The 22,947-nt window shown below is 64.2% G+C and carries 25 protein-coding genes; 11 read left to right on the top strand and 14 right to left on the bottom strand.

Going from position 1 to position 22,947, the window contains the following annotated elements; translation table 11 throughout:
* Positions 1-20 precede the first annotated feature (20 nt).
* From GKC28_RS16030 to GKC28_RS16015, 4 genes are all read left to right on the top strand, one after another.
* Complete coding sequence (locus GKC28_RS16030) at positions 21-224, top strand: twin transmembrane helix small protein (RefSeq protein WP_174148026.1); 204 nt, start codon at positions 21-23, stop codon at positions 222-224.
* Positions 225-230: 6 nt separating this feature from the next.
* Entirely contained in the window at positions 231-803 is a 573-nt protein-coding gene (locus tag GKC28_RS16025) for a cob(I)yrinic acid a,c-diamide adenosyltransferase (protein ID WP_174148025.1), read from the top strand.
* Positions 804-1,088: 285 nt separating this feature from the next.
* Positions 1,089-1,847: an electron transfer flavoprotein subunit beta/FixA family protein gene (locus GKC28_RS16020; protein WP_039186665.1), complete on the top strand. Its 759-nt coding sequence runs from the start codon at positions 1,089-1,091 to the stop codon at positions 1,845-1,847.
* On the top strand, positions 1,847-2,776 hold the full coding sequence (locus GKC28_RS16015) for an electron transfer flavoprotein subunit alpha/FixB family protein (RefSeq protein WP_174148024.1): 930 nt from the start codon (positions 1,847-1,849) through the stop codon (positions 2,774-2,776). Before GKC28_RS16020 ends, GKC28_RS16015 begins: the two co-directional genes overlap by 1 nt.
* Positions 2,777-2,873: 97 nt before the next feature.
* Here GKC28_RS16015 and GKC28_RS16010 read toward each other — a convergent pair whose 3' ends face one another.
* Positions 2,874-3,695, bottom strand: a complete 822-nt coding sequence (locus tag GKC28_RS16010; RefSeq protein ID WP_174148023.1) for a DUF6473 family protein — start codon at positions 3,693-3,695, stop codon at positions 2,874-2,876.
* Between the two features lie 153 nt (positions 3,696-3,848).
* Here GKC28_RS16010 and GKC28_RS16005 point away from each other — a divergent pair, with 153 nt between their 5' ends.
* Positions 3,849-4,724: a 3-hydroxybutyryl-CoA dehydrogenase gene (locus GKC28_RS16005; protein WP_174148022.1), complete on the top strand. Its 876-nt coding sequence runs from the start codon at positions 3,849-3,851 to the stop codon at positions 4,722-4,724.
* A 69-nt stretch (positions 4,725-4,793) separates the two neighbouring features.
* Here the strand turns inward: GKC28_RS16005 and GKC28_RS16000 are convergent, their stop codons facing one another.
* The 7 genes from GKC28_RS16000 to GKC28_RS15970 are packed head-to-tail and all read right to left on the bottom strand — an operon-like array spanning position 4,794 to position 10,197.
* The gene (locus tag GKC28_RS16000) at positions 4,794-5,690 is read right to left on the bottom strand and encodes a lysophospholipid acyltransferase family protein (RefSeq protein ID WP_174148021.1); all 897 of its coding nucleotides are present in this window, start codon (positions 5,688-5,690) and stop codon (positions 4,794-4,796) included.
* Between the two features lie 35 nt (positions 5,691-5,725).
* Positions 5,726-5,995, bottom strand: a complete 270-nt coding sequence (locus tag GKC28_RS15995; protein WP_019296580.1) for an HPr family phosphocarrier protein — start codon at positions 5,993-5,995, stop codon at positions 5,726-5,728.
* Entirely contained in the window at positions 5,996-6,403 is a 408-nt protein-coding gene (locus GKC28_RS15990) for a PTS sugar transporter subunit IIA (protein ID WP_174148020.1), read from the bottom strand. It lies immediately after the preceding gene.
* Between the two features lie 9 nt (positions 6,404-6,412).
* Positions 6,413-7,291: an RNase adapter RapZ gene (gene rapZ, locus GKC28_RS15985; protein ID WP_174148019.1), complete on the bottom strand. Its 879-nt coding sequence runs from the start codon at positions 7,289-7,291 to the stop codon at positions 6,413-6,415.
* The gene (locus tag GKC28_RS15980) at positions 7,284-7,721 is read right to left on the bottom strand and encodes an HPr kinase/phosphorylase (RefSeq protein WP_174148018.1); all 438 of its coding nucleotides are present in this window, start codon (positions 7,719-7,721) and stop codon (positions 7,284-7,286) included. Before GKC28_RS15980 ends, rapZ begins: the two co-directional genes overlap by 8 nt.
* A 14-nt stretch (positions 7,722-7,735) precedes the next feature.
* On the bottom strand, positions 7,736-9,442 hold the full coding sequence (locus GKC28_RS15975) for a sensor histidine kinase (RefSeq protein WP_174148017.1): 1,707 nt from the start codon (positions 9,440-9,442) through the stop codon (positions 7,736-7,738).
* Positions 9,443-9,492: 50 nt separating this feature from the next.
* Positions 9,493-10,197 (bottom strand): response regulator transcription factor, encoded by a 705-nt coding sequence (locus GKC28_RS15970; protein ID WP_174148016.1) that lies wholly within the window; start codon positions 10,195-10,197, stop codon positions 9,493-9,495.
* Positions 10,198-10,538: 341 nt separating this feature from the next.
* On the opposite strand from GKC28_RS15970, the gene GKC28_RS15965 reads away from it, so the two are divergent.
* Together GKC28_RS15965 and GKC28_RS15960 are read left to right on the top strand one after the other, a co-directional pair.
* Positions 10,539-12,137, top strand: coding sequence for a phosphoenolpyruvate carboxykinase (locus tag GKC28_RS15965; protein WP_174148015.1), 1,599 nt, complete (start codon positions 10,539-10,541; stop codon positions 12,135-12,137).
* Positions 12,138-12,310: 173 nt separating this feature from the next.
* Positions 12,311-12,994: a PAS domain-containing protein gene (locus GKC28_RS15960; protein ID WP_174148014.1), complete on the top strand. Its 684-nt coding sequence runs from the start codon at positions 12,311-12,313 to the stop codon at positions 12,992-12,994.
* Here the strand turns inward: GKC28_RS15960 and dgt are convergent.
* The 3 genes from dgt to GKC28_RS15945 all read right to left on the bottom strand — a co-directional run bounded on the left by dgt (position 12,985) and on the right by GKC28_RS15945 (position 16,095).
* Positions 12,985-14,346, bottom strand: coding sequence for a dGTP triphosphohydrolase (dgt, locus tag GKC28_RS15955; RefSeq protein ID WP_174148013.1), 1,362 nt, complete (start codon positions 14,344-14,346; stop codon positions 12,985-12,987). The genes GKC28_RS15960 and dgt overlap by 10 nt on opposite strands.
* 64 nt (positions 14,347-14,410) lie before the next feature.
* Complete coding sequence (locus GKC28_RS15950) at positions 14,411-15,307, bottom strand: cation diffusion facilitator family transporter (RefSeq protein WP_174148012.1); 897 nt, start codon at positions 15,305-15,307, stop codon at positions 14,411-14,413.
* 20 nt (positions 15,308-15,327) lie between these two features.
* On the bottom strand, positions 15,328-16,095 hold the full coding sequence (locus GKC28_RS15945) for a sulfite exporter TauE/SafE family protein (protein WP_174148011.1): 768 nt from the start codon (positions 16,093-16,095) through the stop codon (positions 15,328-15,330).
* Between the two features lie 145 nt (positions 16,096-16,240).
* Between GKC28_RS15945 and GKC28_RS15940 the strand changes: the two genes are divergently transcribed.
* From GKC28_RS15940 to GKC28_RS15930, 3 genes are all read left to right on the top strand, one after another.
* A complete protein-coding gene (locus GKC28_RS15940; RefSeq protein WP_174148010.1) occupies positions 16,241-17,926 on the top strand; it encodes an acyl-CoA dehydrogenase family protein in 1,686 nt (561 codons plus the stop codon).
* A 178-nt stretch (positions 17,927-18,104) separates the two neighbouring features.
* Positions 18,105-18,788: an SGNH/GDSL hydrolase family protein gene (locus GKC28_RS15935; protein WP_174148009.1), complete on the top strand. Its 684-nt coding sequence runs from the start codon at positions 18,105-18,107 to the stop codon at positions 18,786-18,788.
* Between the two features lie 92 nt (positions 18,789-18,880).
* The gene (locus tag GKC28_RS15930) at positions 18,881-19,273 is read left to right on the top strand and encodes an META domain-containing protein (RefSeq protein ID WP_174148008.1); all 393 of its coding nucleotides are present in this window, start codon (positions 18,881-18,883) and stop codon (positions 19,271-19,273) included.
* Here the strand turns inward: GKC28_RS15930 and recO are convergent.
* From recO to era, 3 genes are all read right to left on the bottom strand, one after another.
* Complete coding sequence (gene recO, locus GKC28_RS15925; protein WP_174148007.1) at positions 19,257-19,982, bottom strand: DNA repair protein RecO; 726 nt, start codon at positions 19,980-19,982, stop codon at positions 19,257-19,259. The two genes, GKC28_RS15930 and recO, sit on opposite strands and share 17 nt — an antisense overlap.
* Positions 19,983-20,051: 69 nt before the next feature.
* Positions 20,052-20,381, bottom strand: coding sequence for a DUF1491 family protein (locus GKC28_RS15920; protein ID WP_174148006.1), 330 nt, complete (start codon positions 20,379-20,381; stop codon positions 20,052-20,054).
* An 87-nt stretch (positions 20,382-20,468) separates the two neighbouring features.
* Positions 20,469-21,374: a GTPase Era gene (gene era / locus GKC28_RS15915; protein ID WP_174148005.1), complete on the bottom strand. Its 906-nt coding sequence runs from the start codon at positions 21,372-21,374 to the stop codon at positions 20,469-20,471.
* A 190-nt stretch (positions 21,375-21,564) separates the two neighbouring features.
* Here era and GKC28_RS15910 point away from each other — a divergent pair, with 190 nt between their 5' ends.
* Entirely contained in the window at positions 21,565-22,947 is a 1,383-nt protein-coding gene (locus GKC28_RS15910; RefSeq protein ID WP_174148004.1) for a multicopper oxidase family protein, read from the top strand.

The following is a 22,947-nucleotide window of genomic DNA, read 5'->3' as shown; positions in this document are numbered from 1 at the left end:
AAACGCGTTTGGGGGACAGGATGAGCGATCCGCTGTATTATTTGGGACTGGCAGCTGTCGCCGCCGTGGTTGTTGCGCTGGCCGTCGGCATTGGCGGCTTTGGCAAGGGCGGCGAGTTCAACCGCAAGAATGCAAACAAGATGATGCGGCTGCGCATCCTGTTTCAATTCATTGCAGTGGTGATCCTGCTGGCCTACGTCTATCTGCGCAGTCAGGGAGGATAAGCGGCGATGGTCGTTCTGAACAAGATTTACACCCGCACCGGCGACAAGGGCGAAACTGCGCTGGGAAACGGCGAGCGGGTGGCCAAGCATTCGGCGCGGGTCAATGCCTATGGCACCTCGGATGAGCTGAACTCCTTTGTCGGCGTGGCACGGCTGGAGGCGGATGGCGAGATGGATGCCGCCCTGGCGCGGATCCAGAACGACCTGTTCGATCTGGGCGCCGACCTGTGCCGGCCGGAGATGGAAAAAGACGCCGAGGCCGAATACCCGCCGCTGCGGGTTGCGGTGGCGCAGGTCGAGCGGCTGGAAGCCGAGATCGACGTCATGAACAAGGATCTGGAAGCGCTGCGCAGCTTCATCTTGCCGGGCGGGTCGAAACTGGCGGCGCATCTGCATGTCTGCCGCACAGTGGCGCGCCGCGCCGAACGGCTGGCTACCGACCTCAGCACAACCGAAGACGTGAACCCGGCGGCGGTGAAATACCTGAATCGCCTGTCCGACTGGTTCTTTGTCGCCGCCCGAACCGCCAACAACGGCGGCAAGGACGACGTGCTGTGGGTGCCCGGCGCCAACCGCTGAGGCCCCCTGCCCCGGTCTGATTCGCACTTTGGCGCCGGATTCTTGCGAATCCGGCGTCAAACGCGTCATGCGGGGCTGCCGGGCCCTGCCGTTGCGGCAGGCGGATTTCCCACCGGAAACATTCTTGCAAAAATGATGTTCCAAATGAGCAAACGCGACGTCGGCGTGCGCTAACGTGACGATTTTGCCCTGTTGCGCGCCCGCACCAGCCGGTATCAACGCTGCGAGAGCATAGAGGGGGAGTCGCCCTGGGCGGCTTGCCGTTTGTTAAGGAGAGAACGCAAAATGAAGGTACTCGTGCCTGTCAAACGCGTGATTGACTACAACGTGAAGGTCCGCGTCAAAGCGGACGGCAGCGGTGTCGATCTCGCCAACGTGAAAATGTCGATGAACCCCTTCGACGAAATCGCCGTCGAAGAAGCCATCCGCCTGAAGGAAGCCGGCAAGGCTGACGAAGTGGTTGCGGTGTCGATCGGCGTGAAGCAGGCCCAGGAAACCCTGCGCACCGCGCTGGCCATGGGCGCCGATCGCGCCATCCTGGTGGTTGCTGCCGACGACGTGCACACCGACATCGAGCCGCTGGCGGTTGCCAAGATCCTGGCCAAAGTGGTCGAGGAAGAGCAGCCCGGCGTCGTGCTCTGCGGCAAGCAGGCGATCGACAACGACATGAACGCAACCGGCCAGATGCTGTCGGCGCTGCTGGGCTGGTCCCAGGGCACCTTTGCCTCTGAACTGGACATCGAAGGCGGCAACGCCAAGGTGACCCGTGAGGTCGACGGCGGCCTGCAGACCATTTCCGTGAAGATGCCCGCCATCATCACCGTGGACCTGCGCCTGAACGAGCCGCGCTATGCGTCGCTGCCGAACATCATGAAGGCGAAGAAGAAGCCGCTGGACGAGAAAACCGCCGCCGACTACGGCGTCGACGTCACCCCGCGCCTGGAAATCGTCAAGACCGAAGAGCCGCCGGCACGCGCCGCAGGCATCATCGTCGGCTCCGTCGACGAGCTGGTTGAGAAACTCAAAGAAGCGGGGGCTGTGTAATGGCTGTTCTTCTCCTTGCTGAAGTGACCGACGGCGCGCTGGCGCTGGACGCGACCGCAAAAGCCGTTGCCGCTGCCTCCAAGCTGGGCGACGTGACCGTTCTGGCCGCTGGCGCCTCTGCTGCTGCGGCTGGCGAAGAAGCTGCCAAGATCGCAGGCGTTGCCAAGGTGCTGGTCGCCGAGGACGCATCGCTGGGCCACCGCCTGGCGGAGCCGACCGCAGCGCTGATCGCGGGCCTGGCCTCCGACTATGAGCACATCGTTGCTCCGGCCACCACCGACGCCAAGAACGTTCTGCCGCGCGTTGCCGCGCTGCTGGACGTGATGGTGATCTCGGACGTCTCCGGCGTTGTCGACGGCAACACCTTCGAGCGCCCGATCTATGCCGGCAACGCGATCCAGACCGTGAAGTCGAACGACGCCAAGAAAGTCGTCTCCTTCCGCACCGCGTCCTTTGACGCCGCGGGCGACGGCGGCTCGGCATCGGTTGAGACCATCTCGGCTGCCGCAAACCCTGGCCTGTCCGAGTGGGTCGAAGACAAGGTTGCCGCAAGCGACCGTCCCGAGCTGACCTCGGCCGGCATCGTTGTCTCCGGCGGCCGCGGCGTCGGCTCCGAGGAAGACTTCAAACTGATCGAGAACCTGGCCGACAAGCTGGGCGCCGCTGTTGGCGCCTCCCGCGCGGCCGTCGACTCGGGCTATGCCCCGAACGACTGGCAGGTGGGTCAGACCGGCAAGGTAGTTGCCCCGGACCTGTATGTCGCCATCGGCATCTCCGGCGCCATTCAGCACCTGGCCGGCATGAAAGACTCCAAGGTCATCGTGGCGATCAACAAAGACGAAGAAGCACCGATCTTCCAGGTTGCCGACTTCGGCCTGGTTGCCGACCTGTTTGACGCCGTTCCGGCCCTGACCGAGAAACTGGGCTGAGCCCGGCCGGACAGCTGACCAAAAGGAAGGCCCGCCAATTGGCGGGCCTTTTTCCGTTCTGATGGTGCGGGTTGATTGGGGCTGAGGCCTTTGCCGCTCAGGCGCGCAGCAGCGGCTCCAGGTCGCAGGCCAGCGCCTCTGCGATTTTCATATGCTCCTTGGGGCCGATCATGTGGCGGGCTGCGGGCAGTTCCATCGGGCCGAAGATCATGCCGGAGATATCCTGCGCCGCGGCGGCGGAGGCGGCCTTGATCTCGAGGATGCCCTGCACCCTGGGGCGCAGCGCCTCAACCATGGCGCGGTCGACCAGCACCGGCTCCTCCGGGAAGCCGGCCCCGGCGTCCAGCGCATAGCGCAGCCACAGAAGCAGGACGCGGCCGTCCAGTTCATCGACCAGCCTGCTCATCCGGTCGACCCAGCTGCGCTGCAGCTGTTCGCGGACCTGCTCGAACCGATGGGCGGAGATGTCGCGCAAGGAGCACAAAAGATGCTTGTTGAAGTGGAACTCGGTGAAGTCGACTTCAGGGTACAGGGTCTTGAGCGCGGGCTGGGCCGCCAGGAAACGGTCGTTGCGGCGCGGATGCACCCGGTAATAGGGATTGGAGATGTTCTGCGCACCCAGCATCTGCACCACGGTCAGCCGGGCCTTGCGGGCCAGCCCGATCAGGGTGTCATCCTGCGCGAAGCTGTCCAGGCCCGCATTCACGCTGCCCAGGTTGACGCAATCCATCCCCAGCCGGGCCTGCAGCGAATCCACAAACGGAAATTCAACGAATCGCCCATAGACTTCGGTTCCGCCGAGGAAGGCGACATAAGGGGCCTTCAGGGACCTTTGCGGCCCCCGCACCAGCAGTCTGGATTGACCATATCTGACTGGTTCCCCCGCAAGCGCCCCCGCGCTTTTGAGTTCGTAGCTCATAGTACCACCAATTTTTCACCCGAGACTCACCTTGGCGGGCAACCATTGCAATTTCCCTAAAGTGAGAATTTGCCTCAAATCCGGGTTAGCTGCCCTTGTGCCTGCCCGCACCCGGCCAGTATGGTTGCCGCAGCTATTTCAGGAGCCTGAGGCATGGAAATTCAGAAGGTTGGAGTGATCGGCGCGGGTCAGATGGGCAACGGCATTGCCCATGTCATGGCGCTGGCCGGGTACGAGGTCGTGCTGAATGACGTCAGCCAGCAGGCGCTGGACGGCGCGCTGAGCCTGATCCACAAGAATCTGGAGCGCCAAGCCAGCAAGGGCAAGATTTCCGAGGACGATGTGAAGGCGGCGCTTGCGCGCATCGTGCCCTCGCTGAAGCTGGCGGACGTGGGCGCAACCGACCTGGTGATCGAGGCGGCGACCGAGCGGGAAACCGTGAAGCAGGCCATTTTCGAGGACCTGCAGCCGCATCTGCAGCCGCATACGATCCTGACCTCCAACACCTCCTCGATCTCGATCACCCGGCTGGCCAGCCGCACCGACCGTCCCGAGCGGTTCATGGGGTTTCATTTCATGAACCCGGTGCCTGTGATGCAGCTGGTGGAATTGATCCGCGGCATCGCCACCGACGAGCCAACCTTCAAGGCGTGCCAGGACGTGGTCGCGCGGCTGGGCAAGACCTCTGCCAGCGCCGAGGATTTCCCGGCCTTTATCGTCAACCGCATCCTGATGCCCATGATCAACGAAGCGGTCTATACGCTGTATGAAGGCGTGGGATCGGTGAAATCGATCGACGAATCGATGAAGCTGGGCGCCAACCATCCGATGGGACCGCTCGAGCTGGCGGATTTCATCGGGCTGGACACCTGCCTGGCGATCATGAACGTGCTGCACGACGGGCTGGCGGACACCAAGTACCGCCCCTGCCCGCTTCTGACCAAATACGTCGAGGCCGGCTGGCTGGGCCGCAAGACCCAGCGCGGGTTCTATGATTACCGGGGCGAGGTTCCGGTTCCGACCCGGTAACCGCCGGGACAGAACAAGAAAGCGCCCCGCGGGGCGCTTTTTCGTTTCCAGCAGTGTGATCAGGCAGGCTCAGCCTTGCTTGCCGAGGCTCAGTGTGTGCTCGCGCAGCCAAGCCATGAAGCCGCGCGGGTCGGTGTGCAGCTTTTCCATCTGCTCATCGGTCAGCGGCTTGCCGACCACCGGCGCCTGCGGCTTGTTGCAGGAGCGGACGATCTCGTGCAGCAGCAGCCCCTGGCGCAGAATCGGCGAAATCTGGCAGGCGATCTGGTACCAGCGCGAGTTCGAGCCGGGGAAGAAGATCGGCACCACCCGGGCACCGGAGCGGCGGATCAGCTGGGCGGTGAAGACGTTCCATTCGCGCTCGACCGCGGGGCCGAACCAGCTGTCGGACGACATCACCACGCCCGAAGGAAACAAGGCCACGGCGCCGCCATCCTTGAGGAAGGCCATGGTCTTGGCGCGCATGTCCACCATCTTGCGCTGCGCTTCGGGGTCATGCGGGAAGGGTACCGGGATCATGAAGGAGGTCGCGGCCTCGTCCAGGCCGGTCAGCACCGAGCGGGTCAGGATGCGGTAGTCGAGACGGCGGCGGCCGATCAGGTCAGCGAAAATCATGCCATCGACCATGCCGTGCGGGTGGTTGGCGACGATCACCACCGGGCCGTCGGCGGGGATGTTGTCGATCTGCTCCTGCGGGGTTTGCAGGTCGATGCCCATGGTGTTGAGCGCGCCGCGCCAGAACTTCTGGCCGCGGTATTCGGCGTTGCGCTTCTCGAACTTGTTGACCATGCGCAGGATCGTCAGCTTGCCGGTCAGCCATTCGATTGTCTTGATCGCCACGGACGTCCAGCGGTCGTCAAAGGAGTTGGCATAGGTCAGCGTGCGGCGGTCATAGACCTCGCCGGTTGTCTGTTCAGCGGTGTCCGGCGCGATGCCGGTCTTCCTGTCTTGTGCGGTGTCCGCCAATGTGCCTCTTCCCGTTCCGCCGCCGGCGCGGGGCCCTAGTAGCCCTCGCCGAACTTGTCGGCCACCAGAGCCTCCAGCGCATGCGCAAGCGCGTCAGCATCGGGTCCCGAAGTCTCGACGTCAATAGTCGTTCCTTTCGAGGCTGCCAACATCAAAAGGCCCATAATACTGTCGCCGGAGGCCGACATTCCGTCCTTCAGCACCTCTGCCGTGGCGTCAAACGCTTCGACCACCTCCACCAGCTTAGCGGAGGCACGGGCGTGCAGCCCTTTTTCATTGATGATTTTCAGCGTCTTCAAAGCCATTTAATGTGCCTGCTCCCCGTCAGGGTTTACGTTTTGCGCGTTGATATACTTGCGCCCGGCCTCCATCGCCTGCCGGACCGCGTCGGCAACCGGCAACTGGCGGGATTTCGCCAGTTTGATCAGCATCGGCAGGTTGGCCCCATAAAGAATCCGCCTGTCCGCAGGCGCGCAGGCCTTGAGGCTGAGGTTGGAGGGCGAGCCGCCGAAGAGGTCGGTCACCACCACCACGCCGCCGCCGGTGTCCACCTTGTTGGCTGCGCTGCAAATCTCGTCCTGCTTGGCGCCCCGGTCGTCATCCGGGCCAATGGCGATGGCCATCAGGCTGGGCTGCGGACCCACAACGTGTTCCACCGCGGCAAGGTATTCCCTTGCCAGTCCGCCATGCGCTACGATCACAATCCCGATCAACCCGGCCTCTCACTTCTTTTGCTGGCCTTGCAGCTCGCGGTGTCTAATTGACACTTGCAGGCCGTCCTCTGCAAGGGCCTTCGCCAGGGTTTCCGCCATTGCGACCGACCGGTGCTGCCCGCCGGTGCAGCCGAAAGCGATGGAAAAATGCGACTTGCCCTCGTCCCGGCAGGCCGGCAGCAACAGCCGGGTGAGGTCCAGAACCCGGTCGAAGAACGGCTGGAACCGGGCATCGGCGCGGACATAGTCCTGCACTGCCGGGTCCCGGCCGTTCAGCGCGCGCAAGCCGGGATCCCAGTAGGGATTAGACAGGAAGCGGCAGTCGAACACCATGTCGATGCCATGCGGCATCCCGCGCTTGTAGGAGAAGCTTTGCACCGACAGCGCCAGGGTGCGGCCGCCCGGCGCGAACCAGCGTTCGATCTCGGCCTTCAGCTGGTGGACGTTCATGCCGGAAGTATCAAGCAGGATGTCAGCCCGGTCGCGGATCGGCCCCATCAGGTCCAGCTCGCGGCGCACGCCCTCGCCCGGGGATTCCGCGGGCGCCAGCGGGTGGCGGCGGCGGGTTTCAGAGTAGCGGCGCAAGAGCACGTCGGGCTGGGCGTCGAGATAGAGCACGGTCAGCTCCAGTTCGCGGCGGCCCGACAGCATCTCGATCACATCGAGAAGCGCGCGCGGTGAGAAGTCCCGGTTGCGGCTGTCCAGCCCCAGGGCCATCGGGCGCGGCGCGGCGGCGGCATCGAATAGGCCGGGCAACAGGCGCAGCGGCAGGTTGTCGATCGCCTCGAAGCCAAGATCCTCCAGCACGTTGATTGCGGTGGTACGGCCCGCGCCGGAGGGGCCGGTGACCAGCACCGCCGGGACCGCCTGTTTTACCTGCTCAGGCATCCGGGTCCAGCGCTCCGCATCTGAGGTATTGCATCAGCGCCGGGGCGAAATGGGCACCGTCCAACCGTTTGACCCGCGCCAGCTCCTGCCCCAAGAGCCGGGTGGTGTGGCGCATCGGCAAACGCTCGGTTTCAACCTCATCGAGGTCCACCAGCGCCGTCACTGGCACCGGGCTGCGGATCTGCGCCTGCAGGAGACCCATGTAGCGGGCCTCAATCAACCCCCGGATCGGTTCCGGCGCGCTGGCAACCAGTTGCCCGTGCAGAAGCTGCACCAGCACCCGGTCGTCCGCCACCAGCTGGGCGCCGAAGGCCATCAGTTGCAGCGCCAGCGCGGACTTGCCCTGGCCGGAGATGCCGCAGATCAAAAGGCCCCGCCCCTCCAGCGCGACGCAGGAGGCATGCAGGATGAGGCTTTGTGTTTCGGACATGGGCTAAACCGGCTTCAGAGAGGCAAGCCTACCACAAAACGCGCGCCAAGCGGCTCGGAAGTGACATCGGCCTCCGTCGGGCGGATGTTTTCGGCCCAGATCACCCCGCCATGCGCTTCGACGATCTGCTTGGAGATCGCCAGGCCAAGGCCGGAGTTATTGCCGAAATGCTCTACCGGGCGCTGCGAGTAGAAACGTTTGAAGATCTTGGAAAGCGCCTGGTCGGGAATGCCGGGGCCAGTGTCCTCGACCACAATCAGCACCCGGTTGGCGCGGCGGCGCGCCCAGACGCGGATGGCGTCGCCTTCCTCGCAGAAGGAGATCGCGTTGGTGATCAGGTTGACGAAAACCTGCGCCAGACGCGCCTCCAGGCCCTGCAGCAGGACCGGTTGGGCGGGCAGATCGGTGATGTAGTCGATACCCTTGGCGCGGGCGTCCTCCCCCAGGTACTGGTTCAGGTTGCCAAGCATCGAGAGAAGGTTGAACTCTTCCTCTTCCTCCTTGACCAGTTCAGCATCCAGCCGTGAGGCGTTGGAGATATCGCTGACCAGCCGGTCGAGGCGGCGCACGTCATGTTCAATCACCTCCAGCAGCTTTTGCCGCTGATCGTCGCGCTTGACCATGCGCAGGGTTCCAACCGCCGATTGCAGGCTGGCGAGCGGGTTCTTGATCTCATGCGCCACGTCCGCCGCGAACTGCTCATTACTGTCAATGCGGGAGTAAAGCGCCTTGACCATGCCGCGCAGGGCACGGCTGAGGCGGCCGATTTCATCGGGGCGGGCGGACAGGTCCGGAATGCGGATCCGGCCCGGGTTGGATTTGCGGCTGCCGCGGTCGCGGCCCAGTTCAGCGGCCTCTGCCAGGTCGGACAGCGGGTTGGCGATGGTCGAGGCCAAAACCAGGCTGAGGCCGACGGACACCAGCAGCGCCACGATGAACATCTGCAGCACCCGTTCCTGCTCGCCGCGCACCAGCGCGTCCACCTCGCCGGTGGGCGAGGCCAGCGCAATCACCCCCACGGCGGTACCGTTGTGCATGATCGGGGTGGCAGCGGAGATCACCCGGCTGCCGCTGGTGTCCACCACGGTTTCAACGCCGGTGCCGCCGTTCATCGCCTGGTCCACCAGGCCGCCTAGGCGGTCCTCCAGCGACGGGCCGGAGACAGCAGCCTGCTGCTCAGCCCCGCCGGCAAGCCCCCAAAGCTTGGAGAGCGCATCGCTGATCAGGGTGCGGCGCTCACCGCTGTCATTCAGCACGTTCAGCGCGTCGCTGCGGTCCACACCCTTGATGCTGGATATCAGATTTCCGGTGGTGTCGAACACAAAGGCCTCAACCCCGCCGCGCAGGCTGAGACGGGCCAGCGTGTCTTCGGCCTGAATGCCGTCACCGGCGGCAAAGCTGACGGCTCCGGCTGCAGGCATCTCTGCCTCGAACACGTCGGCGGCCAGCATCGCCTCGGACACCAGGGCGCCGGCGCGCTGCTGCACCAGGCTGTGGCGCGAGGAGCTCAGGTACAGGATACCCGCAACCATGATGGTCAGTGCAATCAGGTTGAAGGTGATGATCCTGCGGGTCAGCGGCGAGCCCTTGAGCGGCAGGAACCCGCGGCGGGCGCGCTTGACCTGCATCTCCCGCGTCACCGACTGGTCCGGGGTGACCCAGTCCTCCCCCAAGACCACATCGCCGTCCTGCTGGCGTTGCATAACACTGGTATCGCGCATCCGCGCCACTCCCCTGGCCGGGGGCACAAGGCCCCGCTTAGATGGGCCGCTTACTCTTCGTTGTACCGGTAACCGATGCCATAAAGGGTTTCGATCGCGGCAAAGTCCGAATCCGCGCTGCGCATCTTCTTGCGCAGGCGCTTGATGTGGCTGTCGATGGTGCGGTCATCCACATAGACCTGATCATCATAGGCCACATCCATCAGCTGGTCGCGGCTTTTGACGAAGCCGGGCCGCTGGGCCAGCGCCTGCAGCAGCAGGAATTCGGTCACCGTCAGCGACACGTCCTTGCCCTTCCAGCTGACCGCGTGGCGCAGCGGGTCCATTCGCAGGTTGCCGCGCTCCATCACCTTGGCCTCGGGCGAGGCGGTGCCTTCGGAATCGCTGCTGATCGCTTCCTGGCGGCGCAGCAGCGCCCGGATGCGTTCCACCAGCAGGCGCTGCGAAAACGGCTTCTTGACGTAATCGTCGGCGCCCATGCGCAGGCCAAGCACCTCGTCGATCTCATCATCCTTGGAGGTGAGGAAGATCACCGGCATCTGGGATTTCTGGCGCAGCCGCTGCAACAGATCCATGCCGTCCATGCGCGGCATCTTGATGTCCAGCACCGCCATATCCGGCAGCTTCTTGTTGAAGGCGTCCAGCGCGGCCTGCCCGTCGTTATATGTTTCGACCTCAAAGCCCTCGGCTTCAAGCGTCATGGAAACGGATGTCAGGATGTTCCTGTCATCGTCAACCAAAGCAATCTTCGACATCGGAATTGCCCCTAATCTGCTCTGTTATGTTTTGTTTTTACCATGTTCATCGCCGTTCTGGTGCGCCGAATCAATCCCATTTGAAGAATCGGGACGATCTTTGGACACAATTGGGGCAAAAATACCTTAGCGTTCGCTGAACAAGCGGGCACTTGCCGCGGCGCAGAACAATGGTTGCGCTAAACATCGCCTTGATGGCGCTAACTGGTTGAAACCGGCCTGTTCACCGCCCAAAACGCCATGTTAAGACCGCGCCACCGGCAGCGATGCCGTTTCTATTGCCCCACTGGCGCAGCCGCGCAGCCTGCGTGCCGCCCGCGCCGCCACAGGAGAAAAAACGCATGACATCTGGACGGGTTAACCCGCAATTCCGCCTCGAGGATCAGGGCATCGAGGGTCTGGGCAATGTCTATTACAACTTCATGGAGCCGGCGCTGATCGAAGCCGCGCTGAAGCGCGGCGAAGGCACGCTGGGCAATGGCGGCGCCTTCCTGGTCACCACCGGCAAGTTCACCGGCCGGTCGCCCAAAGACAAACATGTCGTGAAAACCGACAGCGTGCGCGACACTATCTGGTGGGACAACAACGCCGCTATGAGCGCAGAAGGCTTTGACGCGCTCTATGCCGACATGCTGGAGCACATGAAGGGCAAGGACTACTACGTCCAGGATCTGGTGGGCGGTGCCGACCCGGCGCATGCGATCAACGTCCGCATGGTCACCGAGCTGGCCTGGCACAACCTGTTTATCCGCACCATGCTGCGCCGTCCCGACCGTGAAGACCTGGATGATTTCATCGCCGACTTCACCGTCATCAACTGCCCGAGCTTCCAGGCCGACCCCAAGAAGCACGACTGCCGTTCCGAGACCATCATCGCGATGAACTTCGACAAGAAGATGATCCTGATCGGCGGCACTGAATACGCAGGCGAGAACAAGAAGTCCGTGTTCACCCTGCTGAACTACCTGCTGCCGGAGAAAGGCATCATGCCGATGCACTGCTCCGCCAACCATGCCAAGGGCAACCCGGTCGACACTGCCGTGTTCTTCGGTCTCAGCGGCACCGGCAAGACCACCCTGTCCGCAGACCCGGACCGCGTCCTGATCGGCGACGACGAGCATGGCTGGGCCGACAACGGCACCTTCAACTTCGAAGGCGGCTGCTATGCCAAGACCATCAACCTGAATGCCGAGGCAGAGCCGGAAATCTACGCCACCACCTCCAAGTTCGGCACCGTGATCGAGAACATGGTGTTCGATCCGGAAACCAAGGAGCTGGATTTCAACGACGACAGCCTGACCGCCAACATGCGCTGCGCCTACCCGCTGCATTACATCTCCAATGCATCGGCCAGCGCCCGCGGCGGCCATCCGAAGAACATCATCATGCTGACCTGCGATGCCTTCGGCGTGCTGCCTCCGATCGCGCGGCTGACCCCGGCGCAGGCGATGTACCACTTCCTGTCCGGCTTCACCTCCAAGGTGGCGGGCACCGAGCGCGGCGTGACCGAGCCGGAACCGACCTTCTCCACCTGCTTCGGCGCGCCGTTCATGCCGCGCCGCCCCGAGGTTTACGGCAACCTGCTGCGCGAGAAGATCGCCCAGCACGGCGCAACCTGCTGGCTGGTGAACACCGGCTGGACCGGCGGCGCCTACGGCACCGGCTCGCGCATGCCGATCAAGGCGACCCGCGCGCTGCTGACCGCGGCGCTGGACGGCTCTCTGGCGGACGCGGAATTCCGCAAGGACGCGAACTTCGGCTTTGATGTGCCGGTCAACGTGCCGGGCGTGCCGGAACTGCTGCTGGACCCGCGCCGCACCTGGGATGACAAGGCCGCCTACGACGCGCAGGCCGCCAAGCTGGTGCAGATGTTCTCTGACAACTTCGAGCAGTACCTGCCGTTCATCGACGAGGACGTGAAAGCCGCAGCCATCGGCTGACGCCATTTCAATTCCTGCAGGTAAAGAAAACCCCGGTTCCGCACCGGGGTTTTTCATTTCAGGAAATTAATTTTCCGGTAAACGCTTCCTTAACCATTCCACCGCAAATCTTCCGCAAGCGCAGCTTTACGGCTGTTTTACTGAGTTTTGCGCCACACCCAGGGAGGGGCGGGATGGACCAACAGGCATTGACCGTTTTCAACAGTATTTTCAGTTCTGGCAGCGCCTTCGTGTACCGCTGTGCCAATGACGAGAATTTCACGATGCAGTTCATGGCCGGCCAGGTTGAGAAGCTGTGCGGCTGCCCGACGTCGGACATCCTTGGCAATGCCAAGGTATCCTATGTCGGCTTGACCCATGCCGATGACATTGACCGTGTCTTTGCGGATGTGGATGCGGCCATTGCAGCCGGGGAAAACTGGGACGTGGCCTACCGGCTGCGCCGGCCCGACGGCACCGCCGCATGGGTCCGCGAGCGTGGCAATGCAGTTTACGACGACAGCGGCGAGATGGTCTTTCTGGAAGGGCTGGTGGTGGATGCGTCGGCCGAAGTCAGCCTGCGCAAGGAGCTGGAAGGCACGCTGAAGAAGACCGAAGCGGATAATGCCGAGATCCTCAAGCTGGCGGAGAACATCCTGCGGTCGGTGCAGAAACTGTCCATTCTGGCCATCAACGCGGGCATCGAGGCAGCGCGGGCAGGCAAAGCCGGACAGGGCTTTGCCTTTCTGGCGCGGGAGATCAAGGCATTGGCGGACGAAAACAACGCCTGGGCAAACCGGATCACCGACCAGATGGCGGGCCGCGACAGCACGGCCCGGGAAAAGATCATGCGCGCGCGGGAAACCGATCAGACCTGAAGGCTGCCAGTCACCATGTCCCGCACCTTGACCGCGTAGCGGTCGGTCATGCCGGAGACGAAATCCGCCAGCGAGTGCATGGCGGTGCAGGCGTCTTCCACGCCGCGCAGGTCGAGATCCACGGCGCGGATCAGCTGTGCCCAGTGAGAATGCTCCTTGGCCAGCACGGCCTGATCCCAGCCGCAGGCGGCCAGATCGGTGTAAAGCCCGTGGAAGTGGCCGAGGATGCGGTGCAGCACCTGGCGGCCTGCAACCTCCAGCTCTGTCTTGCGGCGGGCGGCAAAGATGCGTTCCACCGACAGGCGCTGCAGTTCGGCAAAAGCGTCTGCCTTGGACGAGGCGCCGATCAGGTCGCCGTCGAATTCGCCGCTCATGATGGCGTCGTAATTGTCGAGGAAGGCCTGCACCACGGCGCTGGTGGCGGCACCGATGGACAGCGCCCGCAGCAGGGCGACACGTTCGCCCAGCGGCATTGCGGCGTCTTCCTCGCGGTTGGGTTTGCCGGTGATGTCCTCCAGCACCGCGGCCACATCACCCCGGTCCAGGTCGCCCACCGCGCCTGCGTCCTCGATGTCCATAATCCGGTAGCAGATGTCGTCCGCGGCCTCGACCAGGAAGGCAAGCGGATGGCGGCGGTACCAGCCTGCGCTTTCGCGGATCATGCCGGTGGCGGTGCAGATTTCATCGAGCAGCGCTGTATCGGCGGCAAAGACGCCGAATTTCTTGAGGCCCGCATAAGGCGCCGGGCCTTTGCCGCAGACCGCATCGCGGATCTGCCGGGTGCAGGGGTATTTCAGGAAGGCGCCCAGCGTCGCGTAGCTGAGCCGCATGCCGCCCTCGCGCCGGGCCATTTCCAGCCGGCCGGCAATGCGCAGCCCCTGGGCGTTGCCCTCGAAGTGGGAGAATTCGGCCTGCTGGTCTGCCGGCACCTGTGCGGCCAGCCCCTGGCCTGCTCGGAACTGCGCGGCGAACCAGGTGCCGATGCTGTCCTCGCCGGAGTGACCGAAAGGCGGATTGCCGATGTCGTGCAGCAGGCAGGCGGCCTGTACGTGGCCGGCGATGCGCAGCACCTGATCCGGGGTGATGCGGCCTGCTGCCAGCAGCGCCTGGCCGACGCCGGAGCCCAGTGAGCGGCCGACGCTGCAGGTCTCCATGCTGTGGATCATCCGGTGGTGGACGTGGTCATGGCTGTAAAGCGGATGCACCTGGGTTTTCTGCGCCAGCCGCCGGAACGGCTCGGAGAACAGGATACGGTCATAGTCCTGCAGGTAAGCCTCGCGCCCCGGGGCCTCGGGGTACTCCGGCCGGCACAGCCGTCCCGGGTTCAGCAGCCTGTTCCACTCCATTGCCATGTGCCTGCTCCTTTACCTGATTTAAGCGCGGTTAAACGGGAGGCGGCGGGGAAATGCAAACGCTTCAGCGCGGCTCGATACCGGCGGGCTCCAGCTTGTGTTCCGGCTCCACGTGAATCACCGGCTGCACGTCGGGAATGGCGGCGCACAGGGCGGCCTCCACCCGGTCGCAGATGTCATGGGCGGCGCGGACCGTCATGGCGCCGTCAACCACCATGTGGAGTTCGACAAACAGGGCCCGGCCGGCGCGGCGGGTTTTTAGCCCGTGAACCTGCATCGCGCCATTGGCTGTGCGGTGGATGATCTCTTCGACCCGGGCGCGGTCCTCCTCCGGGGCAGCGGTGTCCATCAGGCCGTTCACCGAGGCGGCGATCACCAGCCAGCCCTCGCGCAGGATGTTGACGCCGACCAGCAGCGCCAAGAGCGGGTCGAGCACAGCCCAGCCGGTGGCAAGTGCCAGACCCAGCCCAGCCAGCACCCCGGCAGAAGTCCAGACGTCGCTCATCAGGTGGCGGCCGCCGGCGGACAGGGCCGGAGAGCTGAGACGTGTGCCCGCGAGCAGCAGCACCCGCGCCCAAGCCAGGTTCACCAGCATCGCCAGCGCGTTCACCACCATGCCGGCAACGCCCCAACCGGGATCGCCTGTACGGGTCAGCGCGTTGAGCGCCTCATGCAGGATCACCAGGGCGGCGATCACGATCAGGATGCCCTCGATCACAGCCGAGAAGTATTCGGCCTTGTGGTGGCCGTAGGGGTGGCCCGCATCCGGAGGCCGCTGGGCATAGCGCACCGCGAACCAGGCCATCACCGCGCCGCCGATGTTAACCAGCGACTCCAGCGCATCCGACAGGAACGCAACGGAGCCGGTCATCCGCCAGGCGGCCACCTTCAGCGTCATAACCGCCAGAGCGACGAGGATAGAGCTGGTTGCCAGTTCTTCTGCGTTGAGCCGTTGGTGCATGACGCCCCCCTACCCCCGCGCTACATCAGCAAGCCGCGGCGCAGCAGGTTCAGCCCGGCGATCAGCAGAACAACCAGGGTCGCGCGGCGGAACAGAACCTGGTCGATCCGGTCGTGCAACTGGCCGCCGATCCACATGCCCGCCACGGCCGGAACGATCAGCGCCAGCGAAAACGGTGCTGTCTCGGCCCGGATCACACCCGACCCCACATGCGCAACCAGCAGCGCCACAGCGCCGAGGCCGTAGATCACGCCCTGCACCCGGATCTGCTCTGTCTTCTCTGTATTCAAGGCGGTGAGATAGGCCACCGTCGGCGGCCCCCAGACACCGGACACACCGCCGATCAGCCCCGCAATGCCCCCCACCATCGCCTCGCTGCGGCGGGAGGGATTGGCGATGGTAAATGTCTTGCCCATCAGCTGGATGCAGGCAAAGACCGTAACCGGCAGGCCGATCACCAGCAGCAGCGCCTGCTGCGGCAGCAGCCGCACGGACTGGGCGCTGAGCAGCAGGCAGACCAGGCCGATCAGCAGGAACACGCGGAACTTGCGGATCGAGGCCATGGCCGCCGCAGGCCCCTGCCGCAGCGCCTGCATGCCGTTAGTTACCAGCGTGGGCAGAATCAGCCCGGCCAGTGCCAGGTCGGGCGCCAGGAACATGCTGAGGCCAGAAATGAAGATCATCGGCATGGCAAAGCCCACCAGGCCTTTGACCGTGCCCGCCAGCAGCGCGATGCCAAAGGCCGCTGCCAGCTCAGCCGGGGAAAGAAGCGAAAACAATGCGGTCATACCTCCGCTCTACCACATCCGCAGCGTGCTGCACGGGCAAAATCAACACGCAAGATTTGATCCAAATGACGCACCCGTGAGTATTTTTGTTGCGCTGCACCTGCGAAATGATTTACCACCGGGCGACCGAAGAAGGATCTGATTCATGGCCCACGACGGACAGGACTTGCATATGAAACCGACTCTCATTCCCGACCTGCTGGCGCTGACCGGCGCAGCGCTGGAACCGCTGGACCAGCTGCTGGAGGCCGCACGCGCCTCCATCAAGGACATGGTGAGCAGCGACGGCCGTGTCTCCGGCAAGCTGATCGAGGAAAACCAGGTGGCCGCGCATGGTCTGTCCTGGCTTGCCACCTATGTCTACTCGCTGCGGCAGATGCAGAAATGGGCCGAGAAACTGCAGGGTGAAGGCAAGTTCGGCGAGATGGAACAGCTGCTCCACCAGATCGGCTTTGGCGAATACCTGTGGCAGGTCTACGGCGGCATCCAGATGAACCAGGGCGAGATCATCCGCCTGCAGGACCTGGGCCTGAGCCAGGACGCCCAGCGTGCGCTGATGGTGCCTGCAGTGATGACGCTGTGTGAGCAGGGCAACAGCCAGGCCGCGCGCACCCGTCTGGTGGAGCTGATGGAAGAACAGGCCGGTTCCACCATGTTCGGTGCCTCCGGCCTGGAGGAAGAGCTTGAAATGATCCGCGACCAGTTCCGCCGCTATGCGGTGGAGAAGGTCGAGCCGAATGCCCATGACTGGCACCTGAAGGATGAGCTGATCCCGATGGAAGTCATCGAGGAACTGGCGGAGATGGGCGTCTTCGGCCTGACCATCCCAGAGGAATACGGCGGGKTCGGCCTGTCCAAGGCCTCGATGGTGGTGGTCTCCGAGGAGCTGTCGCGCGGCTATATCGGTGTCGGCTCGCTGGGCACCCGCTCGGAAATCGCGGCAGAGCTGATCCTGTGCGGCGGCACCGAGGAGCAGAAGGCCAACTGGCTGCCGAAACTGGCCAGCGCCGAGATCCTTCCCACCGCCGTGTTCACCGAGCCGAACACCGGTTCCGACCTCGGCTCCCTGCGCACCCGCGCGGTCAAGGACGAGAACGGCGATTACAAGATCACCGGCAACAAGACCTGGATCACCCACGCCGCCCGCACCCATGTGATGACACTGCTGGCGCGCACCGATCCGAACACCACCGACCACCGCGGGTTGTCGATGTTCCTGGCGGAAAAGACCCCGGGCACCGACGAGGCCCCCTTCCCCACCCCCGGTATGACCGGCGGCGAGATCGAGGTGCTGGGCTACCGCGGCATGAAGGAATACGAGCTCGGCTTCGACAATTTCCACGTGAAGCAGGAAAACCTGCTGGGCGGCGAGGAAAACAAGGGCTTCAAGCAACTGATGGAGACCTTTGAATCGGCCCGCATCCAGACCGCGGCCCGTGCCATCGGCGTGGCGCAGTCGGCGCTGGACATCGCCATGCAGTACGCGCAGGAGCGCAAGCAGTTTGGCAAATCGCTGATCAATTTCCCGCGGGTCTCCGGCAAGCTGGCGATGATGGCGGTGGAGATTATGATCGCCCGCCAGCTAACCTATTTCTCGGCCTGGGAAAAGGATCACGGCCACCGGTGCGACCTGGAGGCCGGCATGGCCAAGCTCTTGGGCGCGCGCGTTGCCTGGGCGGCCGCCGACAACGGGCTGCAGATCCACGGCGGCAACGGCTTTGCGATGGAGTACAAGATCTCCCGCGTGCTGTGCGATGCCCGCATCCTCAACATCTTTGAAGGCGCTGCCGAAATCCAGGCACAGGTCATCGCCCGCCGCCTGCTGGGTTGAGCCCCGCCAGTTACCACCGCAGGGGAGCAATCCCCTCCTTGCCCGGCGTTCGCGCCGGGCTTTTTTGTTCTGGCCGGACGCCGTGCACCATGCGTCCTGTCTGCAACCGCTACGCAGAATAAATCTGTTTCCGAAACAGGTTATTCGATCCTTAACGAATCGTGGTTAACAATTGCGCATGTCTCTCTTTCGCTGCCTCCTTTTGCCCATACTTTTTCTGCTGTCCGCCTGCGGCGATACGGTGCAGCCGGACCAGCCGTCCCGTATTCTGGCGATGGGGGATTCCCTTCTCGCCTGGCACAGCCTGGCCGGCAAATCCATTTCAGACACGGTGTCGCGGGAATTGCAGGAACCGGTGGTGGACCGCTCAGTCTCTGCCGCGCGGATCATCTACAAGCTGCCCATTTCGGGAGCTGCCGGGATGAACATCGGCAAGCAGTTTACACCCGGCGAATGGGATTGGGTGATCGTGAATGGCGGCGGCAACGACCTGTGGCTCGGCTGCGGCTGCTTTGCCTGCGACCGCAAGATGGACAAGCTGATTTCGGCTGACGGGCTTGATGGGGCCATCCCCTCAATGCTGACGAAGCTGCGCGCAACCGGGGCCAAGGTAATCTACGTCGGCTACCTGCGCAGCCCCGGGGTAGGATCGCTGATCGAGCATTGCCGGGACGAAGGCAACGAGCTGGAATCTCGCATCGGCCGTCTGGCATCGCAGGATGAAGGTATCTTCTTCCTGTCGAACAAGGACATGGTGCCCTACGGCGACCGCTCCTACCACGCAGCCGACATGATCCATCCGTCGATCAAGGCCAGCAGCGAGATCGGCCGCAAGGTCGCTGAGATCATCCGGAAGAACTGAGGTCGGGGGCTCCCGCCGGCCGCCGCGGCAGGCCTTGCGCCAAGCGCAGCAGCATTCCAGAGTGGCTGCAGAAACTGTTTCTGGAGGCCTTCGTGCTGCGTCTTGTTCTGATCACTTCCCTGCTGCTGCCGAGCGCTTGCGCAGGGGATGAAACCCTGTCGGCCTATGGCGCCGCGGGCACCGAATGGCAGCTGCGAAGCATAGACGGAGCTGCCATTCCCGCCGCTGCCACCCTGACGTTCCCGGAACCGGGAACGATCGCCGGAAGCGGACCTTGCAACAGTTTCCAAGGCAGCCAAGGCGCCCCCTACCCCTGGTTCGAGGCCGGGCCGCTGGCGGTGACGCGCATGGCCTGCCCGCAGCTGGAAGCCGAGGGCGCCTTCCTGAAGGCACTGCAGGAAATGACGCTGGCAGAGGTTTCAGGCGATGTGCTGATCCTGAGCAACAGTGCGGGCCGCGAGATGCTGTTCAAAGGCGGCGGCTGAGCAGGTCCATCAGCCTAGCGCGTGCTTCCGGCGGCGGGCGGCTGCCCAGCGACGGCGCCAGATGCGCCTCCAGGAAATAACCGGTGGTGCGCAGGGCCTGCACGATTTCGGCGTTCCCGGCATCGCCCTGTCCCAGCATCACCGGCGGCAGCGGCAGCAGACGCTCCGCCCAGTCCCCGGCACCTTCACGTGAAACAGCCCGGCCCGTTTTCGGCGAAACATAGGCCAGCCCGACACGGCTGCCGGACACGGCACAGGCGGTCAGATCCAGGCCGAAGCCCATCTCCTCCAAAAGCGCCAGTTCCCAGCGCAAATAAGCGAGGGGCCAGAGGTCTTCGCTACCCAGGAGGTCCAGCAACTGTTCGCTGCGGATATAGAGGCCCGGATGCGGCTCGCGTTCCGGCAGGCAGAAGGACAACAGCGCCGTGACCGTGTTGAGCCCGGCCAGTGCCAGCCGCCCGGAGAGCGCCGCGGCTGCGCGGCTGCGCAGGGGTTCTGCGTGGTAGCTGCCCAGGTGGTCCTCCAGCCGCGCCCGCCAGGTCACGTCCAGCTGCGCGCCGGGCTGCAGGATCGGGGCCATCCTGCGGCTGGCGCCGCCGCGCACGATGCCAGCGTGGCGGCCATGCTCTTCGGTGAAGACGTCAATGATGGCCGAGCTTTCGCCGTGGCGGCGCACCGAAAGCAATATGCCGTGATCACGCCATTCCAACACCGGGCCTCCCTGTCCTGCGGTCCGCCCCACCAGAGCGCATTGCCGGGCGGGCTGCAAGCAGCGGGATCATTCCAGGCCGGGTTCGTCCAGCAGATGGCGCCCCTGCCGGTCCTCGACCTCGATCACCCAGAGATCGGGGTCGAACTCCCGTTGGCGGCGGATCGAGGCATCGACCTCCGTTTCTGCCCCGGCGGCCAGTTCATCCCATTTGCGGTCACCGCTCATCAGATCATAAGTGCGGTGGAAGGCCCGGGCCTGGCCGTCGAGCGAGTTGAGCTTGACCAGAACCGCGCCGGCGGTGTCGTCGCCGTGCGACGTGATGAACGCCGGGATATCCTGAAACCGCAGGCGGGCCAGATAGGCGTCCACCCAGAACCGGGCAGTGAGGCGGGTCATGCCGCGCCCCCGCCTGCGTCAGTGCCCGCGGGCAGTGCGGGAGCCTCCGGCGGGAGTATTTTTACAAAGAAGACGCGCATGGAAGCGTCAATTGCCGTCCTTGAAGTCGAGGCCCATTTCCGAGTAGCGCTCTGCCTCCTCCAGCCAGTTCGGGCGCACCTTCACCTGCAGGAACAAATGCACCTTGCGGCCCAGGAATTCCTCCAGCTCGGCGCGGGCGGCCTGAGAGACGGACTTGATGGTCTCGCCGCGCTTGCCCAGCACGATGCCCTTGTGGCCGTCGCGGACCACGTAAATGATCTGGTCGACGCGGGCGGAGCCATCCTTGCGCTCTTCCCATTTCTCGGTTTCGACCGTCAGCTGGTAAGGCAGCTCCTGGTGCAGGCGCAGGGTCAGCTTCTCGCGGGTCATCTCCGCCGCGATCATCCGCATCGGCAGGTCGGCGATCTGGTCCTCGGGGTAGAGCCAGGGGCTTTCCGGCAGCTTGCCCGCCAGCCACTGGCGCAGGTCATCGACGCCATGGCCGCGCTCTGCCGAGATCATGAAGGTTTCAGCAAAGGAGTAACGGCTGTTCAACTCCTGGGTGAGGCCCAGCAGTTTTTCGGCGGGAACCTTGTCGATCTTGTTGATCGCCAGCGCCACTGTGCGGCCCTCGCCGATTTCCGCAAGGCCTTCGAGGATGGTCTCAGCCCCTTCGGAGATGCCGCGGTGGGCCTCCACCATCAGCACGACCACGTCAGCGTCCGCGGCGCCGCCCCAGGCAGCGGCCACCATGGCGCGGTCCAGGCGGCGGCGCGGCTTGAACAAGCCGGGGGTGTCAACGAACACCAGCTGCGCATCGCCCTCCATCGCCACGCCGCGGATGCGGGCGCGGGTGGTCTGCACCTTGTGGGTCACGATCGAGACCTTGGCCCCGACCATGCGGTTCAGAAGGGTGGATTTGCCTGCGTTGGGCTCTCCGATCAGAGCAACGAATCCGGCGCGTGTGGTCATTTCAACTGGTCCTGTTTGCAGATCAGTGCCTCTACAGGAATTTACCCACAGGGGCCAGAGGCGTTTTCATTGGGTTTCAGCCAGCTTGCCCTATGTCAAAGACCTGTGGCAAATCCCGTGAAAGAACCACCGCGCCGAGCCAGTTCCACAAGCCAGGCCTGTCTTTGAGAGCACATAAGGGGCCTGCCTGATGAACCGCCGTGATTTTCTGCTAGGAACTGCTGCATCTGCCGGGGCGATTGGTGCGGGCGGCTGGGGATTGGCGGGGGCCGCCGGGGCGCAGAGGCTGACCATTCAGCCTGCCAGCTTTGCTTTCCGTGAAACGCTGACCCGGGGGCTGGTGAGCCTGTCGCCGGACGCGCCGCCGCCGGTTCTGTTTGGCACCCAGGGCAAGCCCATGCATCTGCGGGTGGAGAATGGCACCGAAGATTACACCGCGATGCACTGGCACGGGCTGCGGATCGACAATGAAATGGACGGTGTGCCCTACCTGACCCAGATGCCAATCGCGGGCGGGGAGGCATTCGACTACGAATTCACCCCGCCGGATGCGGGCACCTACTGGTATCACCCGCATTGCAGGACCATGGCCCAAATGGCGCATGGGCTGACCGGGGTGATGGTGATCCGGGAAACGGAGGACCCCGGGTTCGACGCCGATCAGGTGATCAACCTGCGCGACTTCCGGCTGGATGATGCGGGCGCGTTCCTTCCCTATTACACCGCGCGGGGTGCGGCCCGCGGCGGGACCCACGGCAATGTGCTGACTGCAAACTGGCTGCAGTCGCCAGTCTATGATCATCCGGCGGGCGGGCTGGTACGGCTGCGGGTGGTGAATTCGGACACCACGCGGATCTACAAGCTGCACCTGAGTACCGATCAGGCACGGATCATTGCCTGGGACGGGCATCCGGTGGAGTTTGAGCTACCCCTGCCCTCAGCTGAGGAACCGCTGCTGGTCGGCCCCGGCCAGCGGGTGGATTTTGCGCTGCAAATGCCTGCGGGCGAGGGGCAGATGGCGGATCTGCTGGCAGAACTGCCGGGCCAGCCTGCGCGCATCATGGCGCGGCTGCAGTCGGTTGGCGCGGACCTGGCACGGGATCTGCGGGAGCTGAAACCGCTGCCGCCGAACCCGGTTTCACGCCCCGATCTGGCAAATGCAGAGGTGCATGACTTCGTCTTTGGCTGGACGCCGGAGGGCGGGCCGCCGAATGACGGCTATTGCGGCTCGATGGGCTACAGCTTCTGGTCGATAAACCGCACGCCCTGGGCCGGGGATGCAGCCAAGGGCACCGGGCCGCTGGCCACGCTGGAGCGCGGCAAAAGCTATGTGCTGCGGCTGAGGAATGAGTCGCCGAACCTGCATCCGATCCACCTGCACGGGCTGGCGTTTGCGCCCATCAATTCAAACCTGCGCAAGCTGCCACCTCTGGTCACCGACACCATGCTGCTGCTGAAGGACGAGGTGGCCGAGATAGCACTGGTCGCCGACAACCCGGGCTACTGGGCGTTCCACTGCCATGTGATCGAGCACCAGAAGACCGGGCTTGCGGGCTATATCCGCGTGGTCTGA

The organism is Leisingera sp. ANG59 (genome assembly GCF_013317235.1).
GTDB lineage: Bacteria > Pseudomonadota > Alphaproteobacteria > Rhodobacterales > Rhodobacteraceae > Leisingera.
The sequence above is the reverse complement of the archived record's forward strand: the minus strand, read 5'-3'. Positions and strand labels throughout refer to the sequence as shown.

Bases quoted from the DNA above. Each gene is read 5' to 3' on its own strand.
- GKC28_RS16030 (WP_174148026.1), top strand. From the start codon at position 21: ATGAGCGATCCGCTGTATTATTTGGGACTGGCAGCTGTCGCCGCCGTG.
- GKC28_RS16025 (WP_174148025.1), top strand. From the start codon at position 231: ATGGTCGTTCTGAACAAGATTTACACCCGCACCGGCGACAAGGGCGAA.
- GKC28_RS16020 (WP_039186665.1), top strand. From the start codon at position 1,089: ATGAAGGTACTCGTGCCTGTCAAACGCGTGATTGACTACAACGTGAAG.
- GKC28_RS16015 (WP_174148024.1), top strand. From the start codon at position 1,847: ATGGCTGTTCTTCTCCTTGCTGAAGTGACCGACGGCGCGCTGGCGCTG.
- GKC28_RS16010 (WP_174148023.1), bottom strand. From the start codon at position 3,695: ATGAGCTACGAACTCAAAAGCGCGGGGGCGCTTGCGGGGGAACCAGTC.
- GKC28_RS16005 (WP_174148022.1), top strand. From the start codon at position 3,849: ATGGAAATTCAGAAGGTTGGAGTGATCGGCGCGGGTCAGATGGGCAAC.
- GKC28_RS15995 (WP_019296580.1), bottom strand. From the start codon at position 5,995: ATGGCTTTGAAGACGCTGAAAATCATCAATGAAAAAGGGCTGCACGCC.
- rapZ (WP_174148019.1), bottom strand. From the start codon at position 7,291: ATGCCTGAGCAGGTAAAACAGGCGGTCCCGGCGGTGCTGGTCACCGGC.
- GKC28_RS15980 (WP_174148018.1), bottom strand. From the start codon at position 7,721: ATGTCCGAAACACAAAGCCTCATCCTGCATGCCTCCTGCGTCGCGCTG.
- GKC28_RS15975 (WP_174148017.1), bottom strand. From the start codon at position 9,442: ATGCGCGATACCAGTGTTATGCAACGCCAGCAGGACGGCGATGTGGTC.
- GKC28_RS15970 (WP_174148016.1), bottom strand. From the start codon at position 10,197: ATGTCGAAGATTGCTTTGGTTGACGATGACAGGAACATCCTGACATCC.
- GKC28_RS15965 (WP_174148015.1), top strand. From the start codon at position 10,539: ATGACATCTGGACGGGTTAACCCGCAATTCCGCCTCGAGGATCAGGGC.
- GKC28_RS15960 (WP_174148014.1), top strand. From the start codon at position 12,311: ATGGACCAACAGGCATTGACCGTTTTCAACAGTATTTTCAGTTCTGGC.
- dgt (WP_174148013.1), bottom strand. From the start codon at position 14,346: ATGGCAATGGAGTGGAACAGGCTGCTGAACCCGGGACGGCTGTGCCGG.
- GKC28_RS15950 (WP_174148012.1), bottom strand. From the start codon at position 15,307: ATGCACCAACGGCTCAACGCAGAAGAACTGGCAACCAGCTCTATCCTC.
- GKC28_RS15945 (WP_174148011.1), bottom strand. From the start codon at position 16,095: ATGACCGCATTGTTTTCGCTTCTTTCCCCGGCTGAGCTGGCAGCGGCC.
- GKC28_RS15935 (WP_174148009.1), top strand. From the start codon at position 18,105: ATGTCTCTCTTTCGCTGCCTCCTTTTGCCCATACTTTTTCTGCTGTCC.
- GKC28_RS15920 (WP_174148006.1), bottom strand. From the start codon at position 20,381: ATGACCCGCCTCACTGCCCGGTTCTGGGTGGACGCCTATCTGGCCCGC.
- era (WP_174148005.1), bottom strand. From the start codon at position 21,374: ATGACCACACGCGCCGGATTCGTTGCTCTGATCGGAGAGCCCAACGCA.
- GKC28_RS15910 (WP_174148004.1), top strand. From the start codon at position 21,565: ATGAACCGCCGTGATTTTCTGCTAGGAACTGCTGCATCTGCCGGGGCG.